This is a genomic window from Citrobacter amalonaticus (assembly GCF_001559075.2).
In the GTDB taxonomy this organism is placed as follows: domain Bacteria; phylum Pseudomonadota; class Gammaproteobacteria; order Enterobacterales; family Enterobacteriaceae; genus Citrobacter_A; species Citrobacter_A amalonaticus_F.
In genome coordinates this window covers 831,458-850,465 of record NZ_CP014015.2, presented here as the reverse complement: position 1 = coordinate 850,465, position 19,008 = coordinate 831,458, and the positions used below count along the sequence as shown (strand labels likewise).

At 53.9% G+C, this 19,008-nt stretch carries 18 protein-coding genes; 12 read left to right on the top strand and 6 right to left on the bottom strand.

The window, feature by feature from the left end; genetic code table 11:
- The 4 genes from AL479_RS04085 to fucA all read left to right on the top strand — a co-directional run bounded on the left by AL479_RS04085 (position 1) and on the right by fucA (position 3,853).
- A complete protein-coding gene (locus AL479_RS04085; protein ID WP_061075151.1) occupies positions 1-984 on the top strand; it encodes an ABC transporter permease in 984 nt (327 codons plus the stop codon).
- 73 nt (positions 985-1,057) lie between these two features.
- Positions 1,058-2,008 (top strand): ABC transporter substrate-binding protein, encoded by a 951-nt coding sequence (locus AL479_RS04080; RefSeq protein WP_042999497.1) that lies wholly within the window; start codon positions 1,058-1,060, stop codon positions 2,006-2,008.
- A 141-nt stretch (positions 2,009-2,149) separates the two neighbouring features.
- Positions 2,150-3,148, top strand: coding sequence for a LacI family DNA-binding transcriptional regulator (locus tag AL479_RS04075; RefSeq protein WP_042999498.1), 999 nt, complete (start codon positions 2,150-2,152; stop codon positions 3,146-3,148).
- Between the two features lie 57 nt (positions 3,149-3,205).
- Positions 3,206-3,853 carry an L-fuculose-phosphate aldolase gene (gene fucA, locus AL479_RS04070; RefSeq protein ID WP_044264281.1) on the top strand — a complete coding sequence of 216 codons (648 nt, stop codon included), beginning with the start codon at positions 3,206-3,208 and terminating at the stop codon, positions 3,851-3,853.
- A gap of 64 nt (positions 3,854-3,917) precedes the next feature.
- Here fucA and xni read toward each other — a convergent pair whose 3' ends face one another.
- The 5 genes from xni to queF form a co-directional block, all read right to left on the bottom strand.
- A complete protein-coding gene (gene xni / locus AL479_RS04065; RefSeq protein WP_061075150.1) occupies positions 3,918-4,673 on the bottom strand; it encodes a flap endonuclease Xni in 756 nt (251 codons plus the stop codon).
- A 158-nt stretch (positions 4,674-4,831) separates the two neighbouring features.
- Positions 4,832-6,199, bottom strand: coding sequence for an L-serine ammonia-lyase II (gene sdaB, locus AL479_RS04060; RefSeq protein ID WP_061075149.1), 1,368 nt, complete (start codon positions 6,197-6,199; stop codon positions 4,832-4,834).
- A gap of 60 nt (positions 6,200-6,259) precedes the next feature.
- Positions 6,260-7,549, bottom strand: coding sequence for an HAAAP family serine/threonine permease SdaC (sdaC, locus tag AL479_RS04055; protein WP_061075148.1), 1,290 nt, complete (start codon positions 7,547-7,549; stop codon positions 6,260-6,262).
- A gap of 507 nt (positions 7,550-8,056) precedes the next feature.
- Entirely contained in the window at positions 8,057-9,421 is a 1,365-nt protein-coding gene (ppnN, locus tag AL479_RS04050; protein WP_061075147.1) for a nucleotide 5'-monophosphate nucleosidase PpnN, read from the bottom strand.
- A gap of 112 nt (positions 9,422-9,533) precedes the next feature.
- Entirely contained in the window at positions 9,534-10,382 is an 849-nt protein-coding gene (gene queF / locus AL479_RS04045) for an NADPH-dependent 7-cyano-7-deazaguanine reductase QueF (protein WP_061075146.1), read from the bottom strand.
- A gap of 68 nt (positions 10,383-10,450) precedes the next feature.
- Between queF and syd the strand changes: the two genes are divergently transcribed.
- The 4 genes from syd to AL479_RS04025 all read left to right on the top strand — a co-directional run bounded on the left by syd (position 10,451) and on the right by AL479_RS04025 (position 13,213).
- Positions 10,451-10,996 (top strand): SecY-interacting protein, encoded by a 546-nt coding sequence (gene syd / locus AL479_RS04040; protein ID WP_061075145.1) that lies wholly within the window; start codon positions 10,451-10,453, stop codon positions 10,994-10,996.
- 637 nt (positions 10,997-11,633) lie between these two features.
- The gene (locus AL479_RS04035; protein ID WP_061075144.1) at positions 11,634-11,963 is read left to right on the top strand and encodes a YqcC family protein; all 330 of its coding nucleotides are present in this window, start codon (positions 11,634-11,636) and stop codon (positions 11,961-11,963) included.
- Entirely contained in the window at positions 11,963-12,757 is a 795-nt protein-coding gene (gene truC / locus AL479_RS04030) for a tRNA pseudouridine(65) synthase TruC (RefSeq protein WP_061075143.1), read from the top strand. The genes AL479_RS04035 and truC overlap by 1 nt, the downstream gene beginning before the upstream one ends.
- A 6-nt stretch (positions 12,758-12,763) precedes the next feature.
- A complete protein-coding gene (locus tag AL479_RS04025; RefSeq protein WP_061075142.1) occupies positions 12,764-13,213 on the top strand; it encodes a flavodoxin in 450 nt (149 codons plus the stop codon).
- Between the two features lie 148 nt (positions 13,214-13,361).
- On the opposite strand, the gene AL479_RS04020 is transcribed toward AL479_RS04025, so the two are convergent.
- Complete coding sequence (locus tag AL479_RS04020) at positions 13,362-13,619, bottom strand: hypothetical protein (protein ID WP_146109659.1); 258 nt, start codon at positions 13,617-13,619, stop codon at positions 13,362-13,364.
- Between the two features lie 78 nt (positions 13,620-13,697).
- Here AL479_RS04020 and gudP point away from each other — a divergent pair, with 78 nt between their 5' ends.
- From gudP to AL479_RS04000, 4 genes are all read left to right on the top strand, one after another.
- Positions 13,698-15,056 carry a galactarate/glucarate/glycerate transporter GudP gene (gene gudP, locus AL479_RS04015; protein WP_061075141.1) on the top strand — a complete coding sequence of 453 codons (1,359 nt, stop codon included), beginning with the start codon at positions 13,698-13,700 and terminating at the stop codon, positions 15,054-15,056.
- Positions 15,053-16,393: an enolase C-terminal domain-like protein gene (locus AL479_RS04010; protein WP_061075140.1), complete on the top strand. Its 1,341-nt coding sequence runs from the start codon at positions 15,053-15,055 to the stop codon at positions 16,391-16,393. Before gudP ends, AL479_RS04010 begins: the two co-directional genes overlap by 4 nt.
- 19 nt (positions 16,394-16,412) lie before the next feature.
- On the top strand, positions 16,413-17,753 hold the full coding sequence (gene gudD / locus AL479_RS04005) for a glucarate dehydratase (protein WP_061075139.1): 1,341 nt from the start codon (positions 16,413-16,415) through the stop codon (positions 17,751-17,753).
- 88 nt (positions 17,754-17,841) lie between these two features.
- The gene (locus tag AL479_RS04000) at positions 17,842-18,984 is read left to right on the top strand and encodes a glycerate kinase (RefSeq protein ID WP_061075138.1); all 1,143 of its coding nucleotides are present in this window, start codon (positions 17,842-17,844) and stop codon (positions 18,982-18,984) included.
- Positions 18,985-19,008 lie beyond the last annotated feature (24 nt).

The window sequence follows — 19,008 nt, the reverse complement described above, 5'->3', positions numbered from 1 at the left end:
ATGACCATCTCTGTAACCTCTTCAGACAGCAATAATAAGAAAATAAAAATTAATAAAGAACTTTTAATGCGCCTTGCGCCGCTTTTTAGTTTGATTATCCTGGTTGTTTTTTTCAGTTTCAGTTCGCCGTTTTTCTTTAACACCGAAAATATTATGACAATTGCTCTGCAAACGTCGGTTATCGGCATTATGGCCATTGGCGTAACGTTCGTCATTATTACCGCGGGGATCGACCTCTCTTTAGGATCGGTGGTGGCGTTTTCCGGCGTTGCGGTTGGCATTTGCGCGACGCTCGGACTTCCGTTGCCGGTCTGTATTTTAGCAGGCGTGCTGGCCGGAGGATTGTGTGGCTACGTGAATGGTCTGCTGGTGACCAAAATGACGATTCCACCGTTCATCGCTACGCTGGGTCTGATGATGTCCGTCAGGGGAATTAACATGGTGATGACGGATGGGCGCGCCATCTATTTCGCCGATTATCCCACCTTCAAATTGCTGGCGCAGGGACGTTTATTCGATGTGCTGCCGTATCCCGTGTTCTATCTGGTGATTGTGGCGCTGGTTGCCGGCTATATCCTCAAGAAAACGGTAATTGGTCGCTATGTCTATGCCGTGGGCAGTAATGAAGTGGCGGCGCACCTTTCCGGGATCAAAGTTCAGCGCGTCAAAATCTTCGTCTATGCCTTCTGCGGTCTGCTGACTGGCATTGCCGGGGTGATTCTGGCCTCGCGTCTAAACTCCGGTCAGCCAACAGTCGGTGTCGGTTATGAACTGGAAGCCATTGCCGCAGTCGTGATCGGCGGCACCAGTCTGATGGGCGGAATTGGCACCATCGGCGGCACGATCATCGGTGCATTTATTATGAGCGTATTGAAAAACGGCCTGAACTTGATGGGGGTTTCTCAGTTCTGGCAAATGGTTGCGATGGGCATTGTGGTCGTCGCCGCTGTCTACCTCGATACGTTACGCAAAAAGATTCGTTGATTTACGCTCCCGGCAGTCACGGGGAACACTGACCCTGACGTTAAGGGTGACACACTCACAACGGAGTACAACAATGAAAACCAGGCATTTTGTCTATGCGTTATCCCTGCTGGCGTGCATCACTTCCAGTGCGTTAGCGAAAGATTTGAACCTTCCGGTCATCAGTAAAGGTTTCCAGCATGAATTCTGGCAAACCGTAAAAATGGGGACGGAAGCGGCGGCGAAAGAGCTGGGCGATAAAACCAGCTATGTCGGACCTGCGGACGAAACCCAGATTGCGGAACAAATTCAGTTGGTTGAAAACGCCATGGCGCAAAAGCCGAACGGCCTGCTGCTGGCGGCGCTGGATGCCAATGCGCTTGCTCCGCTGGTGGAAACGGCGAATTCGCGTGGCATTAAGGTTGTCACCTTTGACTCCGGCGTGAACTCGGATATTCCGGTTAGCTTCGTGGCGACCAATAACCGTAAAGCTGGCGCTGAAGCGGCGGATGCGCTGGCCGCGCAGGTGAACAATAAAGGTAAAGTCGGCATTATCGCTCACGTCGCCGGGACGTCATCCGCGATTGAACGCTCGGAAGGGTTCATTGCCCGCATGAAGGAAAAGTATCCGGATATCAAGGTGCTGCCCGTGCAGTACAGTGATGGCGATCCGCAAAAAGCGATGGATAAGACTATTGATATGATTCAGGCCAACCCCGATCTGGCGGGGATCTATGGCACCAATGAGGGCTCAACGCTGGGCGTCGCCAACGCCATCGACAGCCAGAATCTGAAAGGGAAGGTGAAGGTCATTGGTTTCGACAGTACCGAAGCGATTATTCACTTCCTGAACACCGGCGTGATCCAGGGCTTTGTCGTCCAGGACGCTTATCAGATTGGTTACCAGGGGATTAAAACCCTGAATGCGGCGTTGTCCGGGCAAACGGTCGCGAAAGAGATCGATATCCCGGTGAAATTTGTGAGCGCCCAGAACATCAATACGCCGGAAATAGACAAGCTGTTACATCCTTTCGGCAAGAAATAAACCGGCAGGGGGCGGTGTCTTCGCCCCTGCTTACCTGGTGAGATCAACGGCGTGCGCTTAACCGACTGATGCGGTAAGACAAAAGTGTAAAATGCTTTTATGATTGTCAATTGACGCTTGGACGGTGACTGGGGCACATACATGGCTAAAACAGTAGAACAGATAGCCAGCGACCTGAATTTATCGGTGACAACCGTGAGACTGGTGCTAAACGGAAAAGCTGAACAGTATCGAATCAGCCTCAAAACGCAAACGCGTATTAATGAATATGTTGAGCGATATGGTTATGTGATTAACCATTCCGCCCGCAGTCTGAAGCTGAATAAAACGGATACGCTTGGCCTGATTGTTCCCAATATTTCTAACGTCTTCTTTGCCACACTGGCAGAGAAACTTGAGCAGCGCTGTCGTCGATCCGGTTATCAGCTGATGATTAGCTGTACCTATGATGATGTCGATTACGAAAACAAAATCACCAAGGCGTTAATTGCCCGCAATGTGGACGGTCTTTTTATTGTCCCGTCAACGTTAGAAAACCAGCAGCATCATTTACGTCAGGTGAGAAAACCGATGGTATTGCTGGACCGTGATTTTAAATACACGGATAACGCGCTGGTGGAAAGTCACAATATTTCAGGCGGTGAACACTTAACCCAAAGTTTGCTGGATGCTGAAAAGTTACCGGTCTGGTTTCTGGTGGGCGATACCGGTTTGCCCAGTATCAGCGACCGTCTGACGGGTTACCTGAATGCGCTCAGTAAAAAAGGGATTCATCATCGTGACTGGGTGCGCGAAGGGCCGGTGAACACCCCGGAAGGGGGATACCAGATCATGCAGGCTTTGATCGATGAAGCAGGATGTCCGCAGGCGTTTATCGCCTCGTCATTACCGGTGCTGGAAGGGGCGGTAAGAGCCATTCGCGACCGTTTTGGCGTCATTCCGCCCGAGATCAATATCGGTACGTTTGACGAACACCCGATGCTGGGATTCCTGTCCAATAACGTGTGGTCAATGCAGCAGGATGAGAACGCCTGGGCGGAAAAAGCGTTCACTATGATGCTCAACGCCATCGAAGATCGCCCTGTTCATGAGACGGTAAAAGTTGAAATGAAATTAATTAAGCGCTTAAGACAAAAATAATACGCGCGACAACAAGAGTGTTATCAGTCATTGAACCGAGTACCCCGGAGAACTGAGATGGAAAGAACTCGTTTATCTCGAGAAATTATTGAAACCTGTCTTGAAATGACGCGCCTGGGTTTAAACCAGGGGACGGCGGGAAATGTGAGCGCGCGTTATCAGGACGGTATGTTGATTACCCCGAGCGGCATTCCTTATGAACGAATGACCGAACAGATGATTGTCTACGTGGATAACGACGGCAAATACGAAGAGGGGAAGTTACCGTCCAGCGAATGGCGTTTTCATCTGGCGGCTTATCAGACTCGCCCGGAGGCAAATGCCGTTGTGCATAACCACGCCATTCATTGTACCGCGGTATCTATTCTCAACCGGCCGATCCCGGCCATCCACTATATGATTGCGGCGGCGGGAGGGAATTCCATTCCCTGTGCGCCCTACGCCACTTTCGGCACCCGCGAACTCTCAGAACACGTGGTCGTGGCGCTGAAAAATCGCAAAGCCACGCTGCTGCAACACCACGGTTTAATTGCCTGCGAGGAGAACCTGCAAAAGGCGCTGTGGCTGGCGCACGAGGTGGAAGTGCTGGCGCAACTCTATATGAAGACGCTGGCGGTGATGGATCCGGTGCCGGTGTTATCCGATGAAGAGATAGCCGTAGTGCTCGAGAAGTTTAAAACCTACGGATTACGTATCGAAGAATAAGCGGCGGAGAACCGTCGCAGTTTGTGTGCCGGGTCGGACGGTCTGCGCCATCCGGCCCGCAATTCTACCGTGCCAGACGCAACTGTTGCAGGTTCCCGTCAAGCTGTAAATCGGTTTGCAACCGTGCGATATCACGGCATAAGAATGCCATCTCCTGGTGAGCCTCCAGCTTCTTGCGCCATTTTTCCGGCACGTCATCCAGATGTGCGTAGAGACCTTCCAGCGTCTGAAACTGCACTAACAGTTGGGTGGCGCTTTTCGGACCAATACCGGCGACGCCGGGTACTTTTGAACTGCTGATCCCCGCCAGTCCCCAGTAATCCGGCAACTGCTGCGGTTGAACGCCAAACTCTTTTTCAATGAATGGAGCATCCAGCCAGCGTTTCTGAAAGTAATCGCGAATGCGTAAAGTCGGGGAGAGCAACTGGCAATAGCCTTTGTCCGTTGACACGATAGTCGCCTGGTGGCCCGCTTGCGCGACTTTTACCGCCAGGGTTGCCGCCAAATCATCGGCTTCATTACCGCTCGACACCCAACACGCGACGCCTCGCTGTTCAAAGGCCGCGCGCAGGGCGGGCATCTCATTGTGCAGTTCATCCGGCATCGGTGGACGACCGGCTTTGTAGTCCGGAAGACGCTGGTGACGCCATCCGCTGTTACGCGCTTCATCATCAAACACCGCTACGGCGTGGGTGGGCTGGCTGTGGACAATCAGCTGGTCAAGCGCGTGCAGACAGGTCTCCACACAGGGAGAACCCTGAACGGCGTGGATCCGGCGAATTAAATTGAGCGCGTCGACGATGAGCAGATGGACAGCCACGGTGTTCTCCCTTACCAGTCAGCGTGTAGGGTAACATTCGGGACGAAATGAGGCGAGTGTTGCCGAGACGGCGACGTCTGTAGGACTGATAAGCGTCGCGCTATCAGGCAAAAAAGCCGGATAACGACGTAAACGCCTTATCCGGCTACAGAACGGTCTTAATCGCAGGTGACGATCTTCATGGCCAGGCCGCCGCGAGAGGTTTCGCGGTACTTGGCGTTCATGTCTTTACCGGTTTCGTACATGGTTTCGATGACTTTATCGAGGCAGACGCGCGGTTCGCTGGTACGACGCAGGGCCATACGTGCCGCGTTGACCGCCTTGACGGACGCAATGGCGTTACGCTCAATGCACGGTACCTGAACCTGTCCAGCAACCGGATCGCAGGTCAGACCGAGGTTGTGTTCCATACCGATTTCCGCAGCAATACACACCTGCATCGGGCTGCCGCCCAGCAGTTCTGCCAGACCAGCAGCTGCCATCGAACAGGCTACGCCGACTTCACCCTGACAGCCCACTTCCGCGCCGGAAATGGAGGCATTCATCTTGTACAGTGAGCCAATCGCACTGGCGACCAGCATGTAGCGTGCCAGCGAGTTAGCGTTCACTTCACGGATGAATTTGTCGTAGTAGGCGAGCACGGCCGGCACGATACCACAGGCACCGTTCGTCGGCGCAGTAACCACGCGTCCGCCAGCGGCGTTCTCTTCGTTTACCGCCAGAGCGAACATGTTGATCCAGTCAACGACCGCCATCGGATCGGTGGTGGTTTTGTCGCTGCTCACCAGCATACGACGCAGCGCCGCCGCACGGCGGGGGACGCGCAGTTTTCCTGGCAGGACGCCTTCGGTGGTGATGCCGCGCTCAATGCCGCCGCGCATGACTTCCCAGACGTTGGCAAAGTGCTGTTCCAGCTCTTCTTTGCTGTGCAATGCCAGCTCGTTTTGCATCATCAGGCCGGAAAGGGAAAGCCCGGTTTCCTGGCAGTGTTTTTGCAAATCGGCAGCCGATTTGTACGGATAGGGTACGTTGACCGGCGCACTGTTCGGTAAACCGAAATGTTCTTCATCAACGATGAAACCACCGCCAATGGAGTAGTAAGTCTGGCTGTAGAGGACGTTATCGCCCGCCAGCGCGGTGATACGCATCCCGTTCTCGTGCAGAGACAGGTTATCGGCATGGAAATTCATGCACTTATCAACCGGGAACTCGACCTCATGCTGACCGTTGGCCAGCAGCAGTCGTCCGTGGGTGTTGACGTCCTGGATGAAGCTCGGGATGGCATCGATGTCGACGGTATCCGGCAGATTTCCCGCCAGACCCATGATAATCGCGATATCGGTGTGGTGGCCTTTACCCGTCAGCGACAGGGAGCCATACACATCCACCACCACGCGGGTGACATCCGTCAGAATATGGCGGGCAATCAGATCATCCGTGAATTGTTTGCCAGCTTTCATTGGTCCAACGGTATGTGAACTGGAAGGGCCAATGCCGATTTTGAAAATATCGAATACGCTAATCATAGGGCATCCATTGCGGTTATATCAGGGAGGAAGCGCCGCCCGAAAGCGGCGCTAAACAACTTAGCTGAACAGGGAGTAGAAAATCGCGGAGATAGCAATCAGACCCATCACGACAACAAACACGTTGCTGATGTGACCGCTGTATTTACGCATTGCCGGTACTTTCTGGATGGCGTACATCGGCATCAGGAACAGGATCATCGCGATGATTGGACCGCCCAGGGTTTCAATCATACCGAGGATGCTCGGGTTCAGGGTGGCGACAATCCAGGTCGTTACCAGCATGAACAGCGCAGTGATGCGGTTCAGTTTGTTGATTTCGATAGACTTGCCTTTACCGCGCAGAGATTTGATGACCATCCCGTTGAAACCTTCACGCGCGCCCAGGTAGTGGCCGAGGAAGGATTTGGTGATAGCAATCATCGCGATGATCGGTGCCATCCAGGCGATGACCGGCGCGTTAAAGTGGTTCGCCAGGTAAGACAGAATCGAGATGTTCTGATCTTTCGCTGCTGCCAGGTCCGCTGGCGTCAGGCTCAGTACGCAACTGAAGACGAAGAACATGACCGTCAGCACCATCATGATGTGAGCGAATGCCAGAATCTTCGAGCATTTTTTCTCTGCCGCGTCGCCGTACTCTTCACGCTTCGCCACTGCGAAGGAGGAGATAATCGGAGAGTGGTTGAAAGAGAACACCATTACCGGAATTGCCAGCCACAGGGTCATCCACAGACCGTTGCCGGTCGTAGCCGCAGAGTCAAAGGACAGGGTTTCCAGCGCGGCTCCGCTCCACTGTGGGATCAGGTACAGTGCCAGCAGCATCAGTGCGGCAACGAACGGGAACACCAGGATGCTCATCGCCTTCACGATCATCTGCTCACCGAAGCGAACGATAGTCATCATCCCTACAATCAGGATCAGCGACAGGATCGCACGCGGTGGCGGGGTGATGGCTAACTGGTGAGTCAGGAAGCTCTCAACCGTGTTAGTAATCGCGACGCTGTAAACCAACAGAATCGGGTAAATCGCGAAGAAGTACAGCAGGGTAATCAGTTTACCCGCGCCGATACCAAAGTGCTCTTCAACCACTTCTGTAATGTCTTCACCCGGATTTTTGCCGGACAGCACAAAGCGAGTCAGGCCACGGTGGGCGAAGAAGGTCATCGGGAAAGCGATAATTGCCATAATGATCAGCGGGATCATCCCACCGACGCCTGCGTTGATTGGCAGGAACAATACGCCCGCACCGATAGCCGTGCCATAAAGGCCCAGCATCCACATGGTATCGGTCTTGCGCCATGCGCTTCGTGATTCAGTCGAAGCAATTGTGCTGGTTTGAATGGTTTCCATCTATTTCTCCTGGAGGAAGCTAAAAATCAGGAAAATGTTCCTGACCGTAAAACGAAATTCTTGCAGTGACGATTTTTATAAAATTTTTAACCGTAGTAATTTGCGGGCAGAAAGATACATTTAACTAATGAATCTATCAGTGATCGCGATCCCAAATGCAATAATCCACTTCTAATGTGGATATGTTTGGATCATTAGTCTGTTAAAAAATCATCACAGCGAATTTACGCGTGCGAAGGCTAGCATTAACAACATATTGACAGAAAGGATTGCCAGAAAGATGCGGAGGTTACGTTGTAAAAAGCGATCTTTATAGTGGTTTGTGGTGACTAATTTAAATTCTGGATGATAAAACGCGGTTGCATTAGCAAGGTAATCGTTTGCGTGGCGATATTTTTTGTATGATGTATTAGCAGGCTTAATAAAGTGAACGTGTTATCTCTTTGGTAATTATAAAAAAACCGGAAGGGCCATCAGCCGCTCCCGGTCCATGAAACGCTTTTCGCGTCAGGCGCAAATTTCGTAGCAGGGGATATAGGCGGTGCCAGGCAGCTTCATACGGTGCTGCGCGACAAAACCTTGCAGGAGATCGTCCATGCGACGCATCATTTCACTGTCGCCGTGGATTTTGTATGGCCCAAACTCTTCAATGGCGCGGATACCCACTTCCTTAACGTTACCCGCCACAATGCCGGAGAAGGCGCGACGCAGGTCCGCCGCCAGGACTTCAACCGGTTGGTCAGGGTACAGCTTCAGATTGGCCATGTTCTCGTGGGACGGTTCGAACGGCATTTGCAGATCCGGCGTGATACGAATCGACCAGTTGAAGCTGTAGGCGTCACCGGTATCACGACGATTCTCTTTCACCAGCGGCATCGCTTTTTTCATCAGGCGCGCCACTTCTGCCGCGTCATCAATGATAATGCGGTAATGCGCGCGCGCGGCGTCTCCCAGCGTATGCACGATGAACTCATCCAGCACGCGGAAGTAGTCGGCGCTCTCTTTCGGGCCGGTGAGGATGAGCGGCAGAACCTGATCTTTGTTCGCCGGGTTCATCAGGATCCCCAACAGATACAGTAACTCTTCCGCCGTACCAACACCGCCCGGGAAGATGATAATGCCGTGGGCGATACGCACGAAGGCTTCCAGACGTTTTTCAATGTCCGGCATAATGATCAGTTCGTTAACCAGCGGGTTCGGTGGTTCTGCGGCGATAATCGACGGCTCAGTCATCCCAATAAAACGACTGTCTTTATAACGCTGCTGAGCATGGCCCACCGCTGCGCCTTTCATCGGCGCTTCCATCGCGCCAGGTCCGCAGCCGGTACAGATGTTCAGCTCGCGCAGACCTAACTGTGTCCCGACACGTCGGGCGTACAGGTATTCGTTTTCATTAATGGAGTGGCCGCCCCAGCAGACAACCATGTTTGGCGCTTCGCCCACGTGCAGCGCTCTGGCATTACGTAAAATAGAGAACACCAGGTTAGTAATGTGCACGGAGCTTTCGAGATCCAGATGCTGGAAACGACCCGCGTTATGAATCTGCCCATTAACAAACAGAATATCGCGCAGCACGGCAAACAGGTTCGCCTGCAGTGCGCGGATGATACGGCCATCGACGAAGGCATCTTCTGGCGGGTTGATCAGTTCCAGCTTCACGCCGCGCTCGCGGCGCAGCACGTTAATGTCGAAACTTTCAAAGCGGGACAGCAGTTCTTTGCTGTTGTCAGTCAGACTGCCGGAGTTTAAAACGGCAAGCGAACAGTTACGAAATAGTTGATACAGGTCGCTGCTGGCCGTGCGTTTAAGCATATCGACTTCCAGCTGCGACAACATGTCCATTGAGCCAAGTGGGCTAATATGTGTAATCAAGTAAACTCCTTATGGGACGCAAAACGTCATTCCCTGTAGATTACAATAGCCCTGGCTTATGACCTTTCACAACCTTGCGCGTGGAATCCGACCCGCAAAATTGTGAAATAATTCACTGTCGAACTAATCTGCCGGTCGCTGGAACGAAGTCGGTGTTGCTCCGCCATGGGTTAATATCCAGACCACCACGGCGCGTATAGCGTGCATAAACGCTCAGTTTTTCCGGCTGGCAGAAGCGTAGCAGGTCGTTGAAAATGCGTTCCACACACTGCTCGTGGAACTCGTTATGGTGGCGGAAAGAGACCAGATAACGGAGCAGCTTTTCGCGATCGATCTTGCGTCCGCGATACTGAATTTGTATGGAGCCCCAGTCCGGCTGATGGGTGATCAGACAGTTTGATTTCAACAGATGACTCACCAGCGTCTCTTCTACCACTCTTTCACCGCTGGTGGCGGATTGCAGATAATCGGTAGTGAACTGGTAGCTGTCGATGTCAATGTCCTGATCATCAATGCAGGTGCCGTGAAAATGCGCGACCGGCTGTCCTTCCAGTTCATCGAGACGGTATAGCGCAACGGTCACCTTCCCTTCGGCGCAGGCGCACAGATCGTTTTCCAGCGTCTGTTTCACCGCTTCCCAGGAGTCAAATCGCGTCTGGTTAAAGCTGTTCAGGTACAGCTTAAAGCTTTTGGATTCAATCAGATTGAGGCTGGTGTAATCCAGTTCCACGTGACCCACTGCCACCTGTGGTAATCCCCTGGCATTCAGCCATGACAGCTCATACAGCGTCCAGATATCGGCGCCGTGAAACGGCAGACTGTCAGCTTTTAGTCCCAGCGGGTCGCGATTCAGACTGCGTGGCACGCCCTGTAGCAGGCTGGGGTCGTAAATATCCCGGTAATCCGTTGATTTACCGAGCGTCAGGCCATCAAGAGCCTGATGGTTTTCATAAGAAGACATGTTTCACCGTCATAAACCAGATACACTATGCGCCAAGTGTATCCTGGCTTTTATGAAGAGAGAAACCGGTGGACGAACAGACAGCTTTGGCCCTGAAGGATTTTACGACGCGTTACTGTGACGCATGGCATGCAAAGAACGACAGTTGGCCGATGAGCGAAGAGCTGTATGGCGTGCCTTCTCCCTGCATTATCTCGACTACCCGTGATGCCGTGTACTGGCAACCGCAGCCGTTTGAAGGTGAACAGAATGTAAACGCGGTTGAACGCGCCTTCGATATTGTGGTACAACCTGCGCTTCATGCATTTTATACCACGCAGTTTGCCGGGGATATGCGCGCGCAGTCAGGCAGCGAAACGCTGACGCTGTTGCAGACCTGGAGCGCTGATGATTTCAGGCGGGTTCAGGAGAACCTGATTGGTCATCTGGTGACGCAGAAACGTTTGAAACTGTCGCCGACCCTTTTTATTGCCACACTGGACAATGAACTGGAGGTCATTTCGCTCTGCAATCTGTCGGGGGAAGTGATCAAAGAAACGCTGGGAACCCGTAAACGTTCCGTTCTGGCGCCTTCTCTTGCGGATTTCCTTACGCACCTTAATCCCCTTCTGTAATCCATTTCACCTATGAATATGTGAGAGATCTCTTACAAGCCCTGTAGGAGATCGCCAGGTAGTAAATGAAGACATCGCGAAGCAAAAATAGCTAATAACCAAATAAATCATCAAGTTAATGATTTTTTGTCAACTTTCATATGAAATTTTCCTTAAGGCATTGCCTGTAAGCGTCTTGTAAGACGGCGTGAAAAAGGCGATTCTATGTATGTCGACAGGGAGTCGCACAATGAAGTGAACATCAGGATGATGACACTTCAGCAGGACACACCAGGACGGTGATACAAGGAAAGGCTTCAGGATGAAGTGAAGAGGACAACGCGGGAATGCGTTAAAGGACACCTCCAGGAAGGAGAACGAGAGCCGGTCAGGATAGTCGGTGGGTCAGGATGGCCAGGACGCTTCAGGATGAAGTATTCACATCGGGGTGGTGTGAGCAGGATGCAAAATGTTCAGGATGAACAACAGGTCGCAAGACCAGAGGAAAAGTTGTCACGGATGAGCAGGGAGCACGAAAAGTAGCCGGAATGCTGCGAAACGAACCGGGAGCACTGTTTTTACAGTGCTCCCTTTTTTTGTTTCTTATTTTACTGGTGGTATCCTTCGCGCCAGATTTTTCATCATTGAGGGGACTTTCATGACGACTCATGACCGTGTGCGTCAGCAGCTTCATGCACTTGAAGCGCTGCTGCGTGAGCATCAACACTGGCGGATGGATGAACCCGAAGCCCACCTGTTTACCAGCACTCAACCGTTTTGTATGGATACGATGGAGCCAATTGAGTGGCTGCAATGGGTCCTGCTCCCCCGCATGCATGCTCTACTGGACAGTGCGCAACCGCTGCCCGAGGCGTTTGCCGTCGCACCTTATTATGAAATGGCGCTGACCGCCGATCATCCGCAGCGCGAAATTCTGCTGGAGGCGTTACAGGCGCTGGATGCGCTTTTCGCGCAAGATAAATCCTGATGCTGGAGATTCTGTATCAGGATGAATGGCTGGTTGCGGTCAACAAGCCCTCCGGCTGGCTGGTGCACCGCAGCTGGCTGGATCGCGACGAAAAAGTGGTGGTGATGCAGACCGTGCGTGACCAGATTGGTCAGCATGTGTTTACCGCGCATCGCCTTGACAGACCCACATCCGGCGTCCTGCTGATGGGGTTATCCAGTGAAGCCGGACGCCGTCTCGCGCAGCAGTTTGAGCAACACCAGATCCATAAGCGCTATCACGCTATTGTCCGTGGCTGGCTAATGGAGGAGGCGGTACTCGATTATCCGCTGGTGGAAGAACTGGATAAAATCGCCGATAAGTTTGCCCGTGAAAACAAGGACCCACAGCCAGCGGTAACCCATTACCGTGGCCTCGCCACCGTTGAAATGCCAGTAGCGACCGGGCGTTATCCGACGACGCGTTACGGTCTGGTGGAACTGGATCCGCAAACGGGGCGCAAGCATCAGCTCAGACGTCATCTGGCGCACCTGCGCCATCCGATTATTGGCGACAGCAAACATGGCGATTTGCGGCAGAACCGCAGCGCGGCGGAACATTTTGGCTGCAACCGACTGATGCTGCATGCCAGCCAGCTTTCGCTGACCCATCCGTTTACCGGTGAACCGTTGACGATTCATGCCGGGCTGGATACGGTCTGGATGCAGGCGCTATCACAGTTTGGCTGGCAGGGACTTCTCCCTGATAATGAAAGGGTTGAGTTAAGTGAGCCGGCAGGTCAGGATGAAAGCATACGTTCTTCATTCAGGGAGTAATTAAGCATGGCGGAAATCGGGATTTTTGTCGGGACAATGTATGGTAACGCGCTGCTGGTGGCCGAAGAGGCCGAAGCGATCCTGACGGCCCAGGGGCACAAAGCAACCGTTTTTGAAGATCCTGAACTGACGGACTGGCAGGAATATCAGGACAAAATCGCGCTGGTGGTCACCTCCACGACCGGGCAAGGCGATTTACCTGACAGCATTGTGCCGCTGTTTCAGGGGATCAAAGACCAACTGGGTTTCCAGCCTAATCTGCGTTACGGCGTGATTGCGTTGGGCGACAGCAGCTACGTTAATTTCTGCAACGGCGGTAAACAGTTTGATGCCCTGTTACAGGAGCAAAGCGCACAGCGCGTGGGGGAAATGTTGCTGATTGATGCCAGTGAGCACCCGGAACCCGAAAGCGAATCCAATCCCTGGGTTGAACATTGGGGCACGCTCTTACCCTGAGAGTTAACCCTCCCCCTACCGGGAGGGGCTCCCTTGTGGCGCCAGGCACGGGAACAACCTGACGCTATTTTACCCAATACTGAATCGAGTTAGCTTCGGGCAAACGCCCCTAAAAACCCTCAATAATTAAGGGTTTTTAGGGGCGTTTTCATAGGGTCAAGCGACCTGTTTCACACTCCTGCCTTTTCCACGTAAGCCCCGCGCGATTTCCGTTATATGTTTTCATTTCCGTGAAGTCGCTTCCATCACCCTGGGCTTTTGCCATAAACATAAGTGATACGTTGCCTAAATGTTGGGTTCTTGCACGGTGAGCAAGAACCGGCTGCTTTTTATACTTCTCCTGCCAGTTATAAAAAAATGCAGTTAGCAAGGCGAACGACCTAATAAAAGCTGCAATAAAAAACACGAAACGTCACCTCTGATCCCCTACCAGTTGTGCTGTTCAGAGTGAGCGTGACTAACGCGAAAATTCAGGAGTGCAACAATGAGTTCATTAAGTCAGGCTGCGAGCGGTGCGGAAAAACGCACCAATGCCCGCTACTGGATAGTGGTGATGTTGTTTATCGTCACCTCCTTCAACTATGGCGACCGCGCCACCTTATCCATTGCCGGTTCGGAGATGGCCAAAGATATTGGTCTGGATCCGGTCGGTATGGGTTACGTTTTCTCTGCGTTCTCATGGGCCTACGTCATCGGGCAGATCCCGGGCGGCTGGCTGCTGGACCGTTTTGGTTCCAAACGCGTTTACTTCTGGTCCATCTTCATCTGGTCCATGTTTACCCTGTTACAGGGCTTCGTCGATATCTTCAGCGGATTTGGCATTATCGTCGCGCTGTTTACCTTGCGCTTCCTCGTCGGTCTGGCGGAAGCGCCATCCTTCCCCGGCAACAGTCGCATCGTCGCGGCCTGGTTCCCGGCACAGGAGAGGGGAACGGCGGTCGCAATCTTTAACTCTGCGCAGTACTTTGCCACCGTTATTTTTGCCCCAATCATGGGCTGGCTGACACACGAAGTGGGTTGGTCGCATGTGTTCTTCTTTATGGGCGGTCTCGGGATTGTCATCAGCTTCATCTGGCTGAAAGTGATCCACGAACCAAACCAACATCCGGGCGTGAACAAGAAAGAGCTGGAATACATTGCAGAAGGCGGTGCGCTGATCAACATGGATCAGAAAGACACCAAAGCCAAAGTGCCGTTTAGCGTGAAGTGGGGGCAGATCAAGCAGTTGCTGGGCTCCCGTATGATGATCGGCGTGTATATCGGCCAGTACTGTATTAACGCGCTGACCTACTTCTTTATCACCTGGTTCCCGGTTTATCTGGTGCAGGCTCGGGGTATGTCGATCCTGAAAGCAGGCTTTGTGGCCTCGGTGCCGGCCGTGTGCGGATTTATCGGCGGGGTGCTGGGCGGCATTATCTCCGACTGGCTGATGCGTCGGACCGGCTCACTGAACATTGCGCGTAAAACGCCTATCGTGATGGGGATGCTGCTGTCGATGGTGATGGTGTTCTGTAACTACGTCAACGTCGAGTGGATGATCATTGGTTTCATGGCGCTGGCGTTCTTTGGTAAGGGCATCGGTGCACTGGGCTGGGCGGTGATGGCTGATACCGCGCCGAAAGAGATCAGCGGCCTGAGCGGCGGTCTGTTCAACATGTTCGGCAACATCTCCGGCATCGTGACCCCCATTGCGATTGGCTACATCGTTGGCACGACCGGCTCCTTCAACGGCGCACTGATTTATGTGGGCGTGCATGCGTTGATCGCGGTACTGAGCTACCTGGTGCTGGTGGGGGATATTAAACGTATCGAACTGAAACCGGTCGCAGGACAACTATCATGACGACACAATCCAGCCCCGTAATCACGGACATGAAGGTCATTCCGGTCGCCGGACATGACAGTATGCTCCTCAATATTGGCGGCGCGCATAACGCGTACTTTACCCGCAACATCGTGGTCCTCACTGACAACGCCGGCAACACCGGCGTCGGTGAAGCGCCGGGCGGAGAGGTTATCTACCAGACGTTGGTTGATGCCATCCCGATGGTGCTTGGTCAGGAAGTGGCCCGGATGAACAATGTGGTTCAGCAGGTACACAAAGGCAATCAGGCCGCTGACTTTGATACCTTTGGCAAAGGCGCGTGGACTTTCGAACTGCGCGTCAATGCGGTGGCCGCGCTGGAAGCCGCACTGCTTGATCTGCTGGGCAAGGCGCTCAACGTGCCGGTCTGCGAACTGTTGGGGCCAGGCAAGCAGCGCGATGCGGTGACTGTGCTCGGTTATCTCTTCTACGTTGGCGATCGCACGAAAACCGATCTTCCTTATCTGGAGACCACGCCGGGCAATCACGACTGGTATCACCTGCGCCATCAGGAAGCGTTGAACAGTGACGCCGTGGTGCGTCTGGCGGAAGCCTCGCAGGATCGCTACGGTTTTAAAGATTTCAAACTCAAAGGCGGCGTGCTGCCAGGCGAGCAAGAGATCGATACCGCTCGCGCGCTGAAAAAGCGTTTCCCGGATGCGCGTATTACCGTTGATCCCAACGGCGCCTGGCTGCTTGATGAGGCGATCGCGCTGTGCAAAGGGTTGAACGATGTGCTCACCTATGCAGAAGATCCGTGTGGCGCCGAGCAGGGTTTCTCTGGTCGCGAAGTGATGGCAGAGTTCCGTCGCGCCACGGGGTTGCCGGTGGCGACGAACATGATCGCCACTAACTGGCGCGAAATGGGTCATGCCGTGATGCTGAATGCCGTCGATATCCCGCTTGCCGATCCGCATTTCTGGACGCTTTCCGGTGCGGTACGTGTGGCACAGCTGTGCGACGACTGGGGGCTGACCTGGGGCTGCCACTCTAACAACCACTTTGATATTTCACTGGCGATGTTTACCCACGTTGGCGCGGCAGCGCCGGGTAAACCGACCGCCATCGACACGCACTGGATCTGGCAGGAGGGCGATTGCCGCCTGACGAAAAATCCTCTTGAGATTAAAAACGGAAAAATTGCTGTTCCCCACGCGCCTGGACTGGGTGTTGAACTGGATTGGGATCAGGTGCAGAAGGCGCATGACGCTTACAAAAAACTGCCAGGCGGCGCGCGAAATGACGCCGGTCCTATGCAGTACCTGATCCCCGGCTGGACTTTTGACCGTAAACGTCCCGTTTTCGGCCGTCACTGATTTGTATAAGGACTCAACAATGAACGCACAATTTACTACTCCTGTTGTTACGGCAATGCAGGTTATTCCGGTTGCGGGCCACGACAGTATGCTGATGAACCTGAGCGGTGCGCATGCCCCGTTCTTCACGCGTAATATTGTGATTATCAAAGATAATTCAGGTCATACTGGCGTAGGTGAAATCCCTGGTGGCGAAAAAATCCGTAAGACGCTGGAAGACGCGATCCCACTGGTGGTGGGTAAACGGCTTGGCGAGTACAAAAACGTGCTGAATGCGGTGCGCAATACCTTTGCCGATCGTGACTCAGGCGGCCGTGGCCTGCAAACGTTCGACCTGCGTACCACCATCCACGTGGTCACCGGGATTGAAGCTGCGCTGCTGGATCTGCTGGGACAGCATCTGGGCGTTAACGTGGCGTCCCTGCTGGGCGATGGTCAACAGCGTAGCGAAGTAGAAATGCTCGGCTATCTGTTCTTCGTCGGTAACCGCAAAGCCACACCGCTGCCGTATCAGAGCCAACCGGATGAGCAATGCGACTGGTATCGTCTGCGTCATGAAGAAGCGATGACGCCCGACGCAGTCGTCCGTCTGGCAGAAGCAGCGTATGAAAAATATGGTTTCAACGATTTCAAACTGAAAGGCGGTGTGCTGGCAGGGGAAGAGGAGGCGGAGTCAATTGTGGCGCTGGCAAAACGCTTCCCACAGGCGCGCGTCACGTTGGATCCTAATGGTGCCTGGTCACTGAATGAAGCGATCCAAATCGGTAAATACCTGAAAGGTTCGCTGGCCTACGCGGAAGATCCGTGTGGCGCCGAGCAGGGCTTCTCGGGCCGTGAGGTGATGGCGGAGTTCCGTCGCGCCACCGGTCTGCCGACCGCGACCAATATGATCGCCACCGACTGGCGTCAGATGGGCCATACGCTGTCACTACAATCGGTGGATATCCCGCTGGCTGACCCGCACTTCTGGACGATGCAGGGCTCTGTGCGCGTCGCGCAGATGTGCCATGAGTTCGGTCTGACCTGGGGTTCACACTCCAACAACCACTTTGACGTTTCGTTGGCGATGTTCACCCATGTGGCCGCGGCGGCGCCGGGCAAGATCACGGCGATCGACACTCACTGGATCTGGCAGGAAGGCAACCAGCGCCTGACCAAAGAGCCGTTTGAAATTAAAGGCGGTATGGTGCAGGTACCGGCGAAACCGGGTCTGGGCGTTGAACTGGATATGGACCAGGTGATGAAAGCCCACGAGCTGTATCAAAAGCATGGGCTGGGCGCACGTGATGATGCGATGGGGATGCAGTATTTGATCCCGAACTGGACGTTCGATAACAAACGTCCGTGCATGGTTCGTTAAGATGTCGACCGGTCCCCAAAGGACCGGTTATTTTTTATCGGTAAACCGGGTGTATGCTTAGCTGAGTCAACATGCGTAAGGATGGCTTATGAAAATAGTGATCGCACCGGACTCGTATAAGGAAAGTTTGAGTGCTCTCGAGGTGGCGAACGCCATTGAGCAAGGTTTTCGTGAAATCTGGCCCGATGCGGATTACGTAAAACTTCCGGTTGCTGATGGCGGTGAAGGAACGGTTGAAGCCATGGTGGCGGCGACGGCGGGACGCATTGTTGATGTCGACGTCACGGGGCCTCTGGGGGAACCCGTCACCGCGTTTTTCGGCTTATCCGGCGACGAGCGCACGGCCTTCATTGAGATGGCGGCAGCCAGCGGCCTGGAGCAGGTGCCTGTCGCGTTACGCGATCCATTAAAGACAACCTCCTGGGGAACCGGGGAGTTGATTCGTCATGCGCTGGATGCTGGCGTAGATCATATTATTATCGGGCTCGGCGGCAGTGCGACCAACGACGGCGGTGCGGGCATGGTGCAGGCGTTGGGGGCAAAATTGCTCGATGCCCGGCAGAATGAAATTGGTAAAGGCGGAGCGGCGCTCGATGCGCTTGCACGGATCGATATCAGCCAGTTGGATCCGCGTCTTGCCGCATGCCGTATCGAAGTCGCGTGTGATGTGACTAACCCGTTGACCGGTAAAGAGGGGGCGTCAGCGGTGTTTGGCCCACAGAAAGGGGCGACGGCAGAGACGATCGACCGTCTGGATACGGCGCTGGTGCATTATGCGCAGATTATCGCCCGCGATCTGGAGGTGGATGTCCTTGAACTGGCTGGCGGCGGTGCGGCAGGCGGTATGGGCGCAGCGCTTTACGCGTTTTGCGGTGCGCAACTGCGACGCGGAATTGAGATAGTCACCGATGCGCTACAGCTGGATGCGTGCGTTGCCGATGCCGATCTGGTGGTGACCGGCGAAGGGCGCATGGATAGCCAGACGATCCACGGTAAAGTCCCGGTAGGGGTGGCGAAGGTGGCAAAGCGCTACCACAAACCGGTGATCGGCATTGCCGGTAGCCTGACGGCCGATGTTGGCATTGTCCATGAACATGGACTGGATGCCGTCTTTAGCGTGATTTATACCATCTGTACGCTGGACGATGCGTTGAAGAACGCCGCAGAGAACGTGCGCATGACCGCGCGCAACGTCGCGGCGACGCTCAAAATGGGGCAGACGCTACGCTGAGCGAGCGGCAGGCCGGATGGCGCG

Coding starts and splice junctions, on each gene's coding strand:
- AL479_RS04085 (WP_061075151.1), top strand. CDS start 1: ATGACCATCTCTGTAACCTCTTCAGACAGCAATAATAAGAAAATAAAA.
- AL479_RS04080 (WP_042999497.1), top strand. CDS start 1,058: ATGAAAACCAGGCATTTTGTCTATGCGTTATCCCTGCTGGCGTGCATC.
- AL479_RS04075 (WP_042999498.1), top strand. CDS start 2,150: ATGGCTAAAACAGTAGAACAGATAGCCAGCGACCTGAATTTATCGGTG.
- fucA (WP_044264281.1), top strand. CDS start 3,206: ATGGAAAGAACTCGTTTATCTCGAGAAATTATTGAAACCTGTCTTGAA.
- sdaB (WP_061075149.1), bottom strand. CDS start 6,199: ATGATTAGCGTATTCGATATTTTCAAAATCGGCATTGGCCCTTCCAGT.
- sdaC (WP_061075148.1), bottom strand. CDS start 7,549: ATGGAAACCATTCAAACCAGCACAATTGCTTCGACTGAATCACGAAGC.
- queF (WP_061075146.1), bottom strand. CDS start 10,382: ATGTCTTCTTATGAAAACCATCAGGCTCTTGATGGCCTGACGCTCGGT.
- AL479_RS04035 (WP_061075144.1), top strand. CDS start 11,634: ATGACGACTCATGACCGTGTGCGTCAGCAGCTTCATGCACTTGAAGCG.
- truC (WP_061075143.1), top strand. CDS start 11,963: ATGCTGGAGATTCTGTATCAGGATGAATGGCTGGTTGCGGTCAACAAG.
- AL479_RS04025 (WP_061075142.1), top strand. CDS start 12,764: ATGGCGGAAATCGGGATTTTTGTCGGGACAATGTATGGTAACGCGCTG.
- gudP (WP_061075141.1), top strand. CDS start 13,698: ATGAGTTCATTAAGTCAGGCTGCGAGCGGTGCGGAAAAACGCACCAAT.
- AL479_RS04010 (WP_061075140.1), top strand. CDS start 15,053: ATGACGACACAATCCAGCCCCGTAATCACGGACATGAAGGTCATTCCG.
- gudD (WP_061075139.1), top strand. CDS start 16,413: ATGAACGCACAATTTACTACTCCTGTTGTTACGGCAATGCAGGTTATT.
- AL479_RS04000 (WP_061075138.1), top strand. CDS start 17,842: ATGAAAATAGTGATCGCACCGGACTCGTATAAGGAAAGTTTGAGTGCT.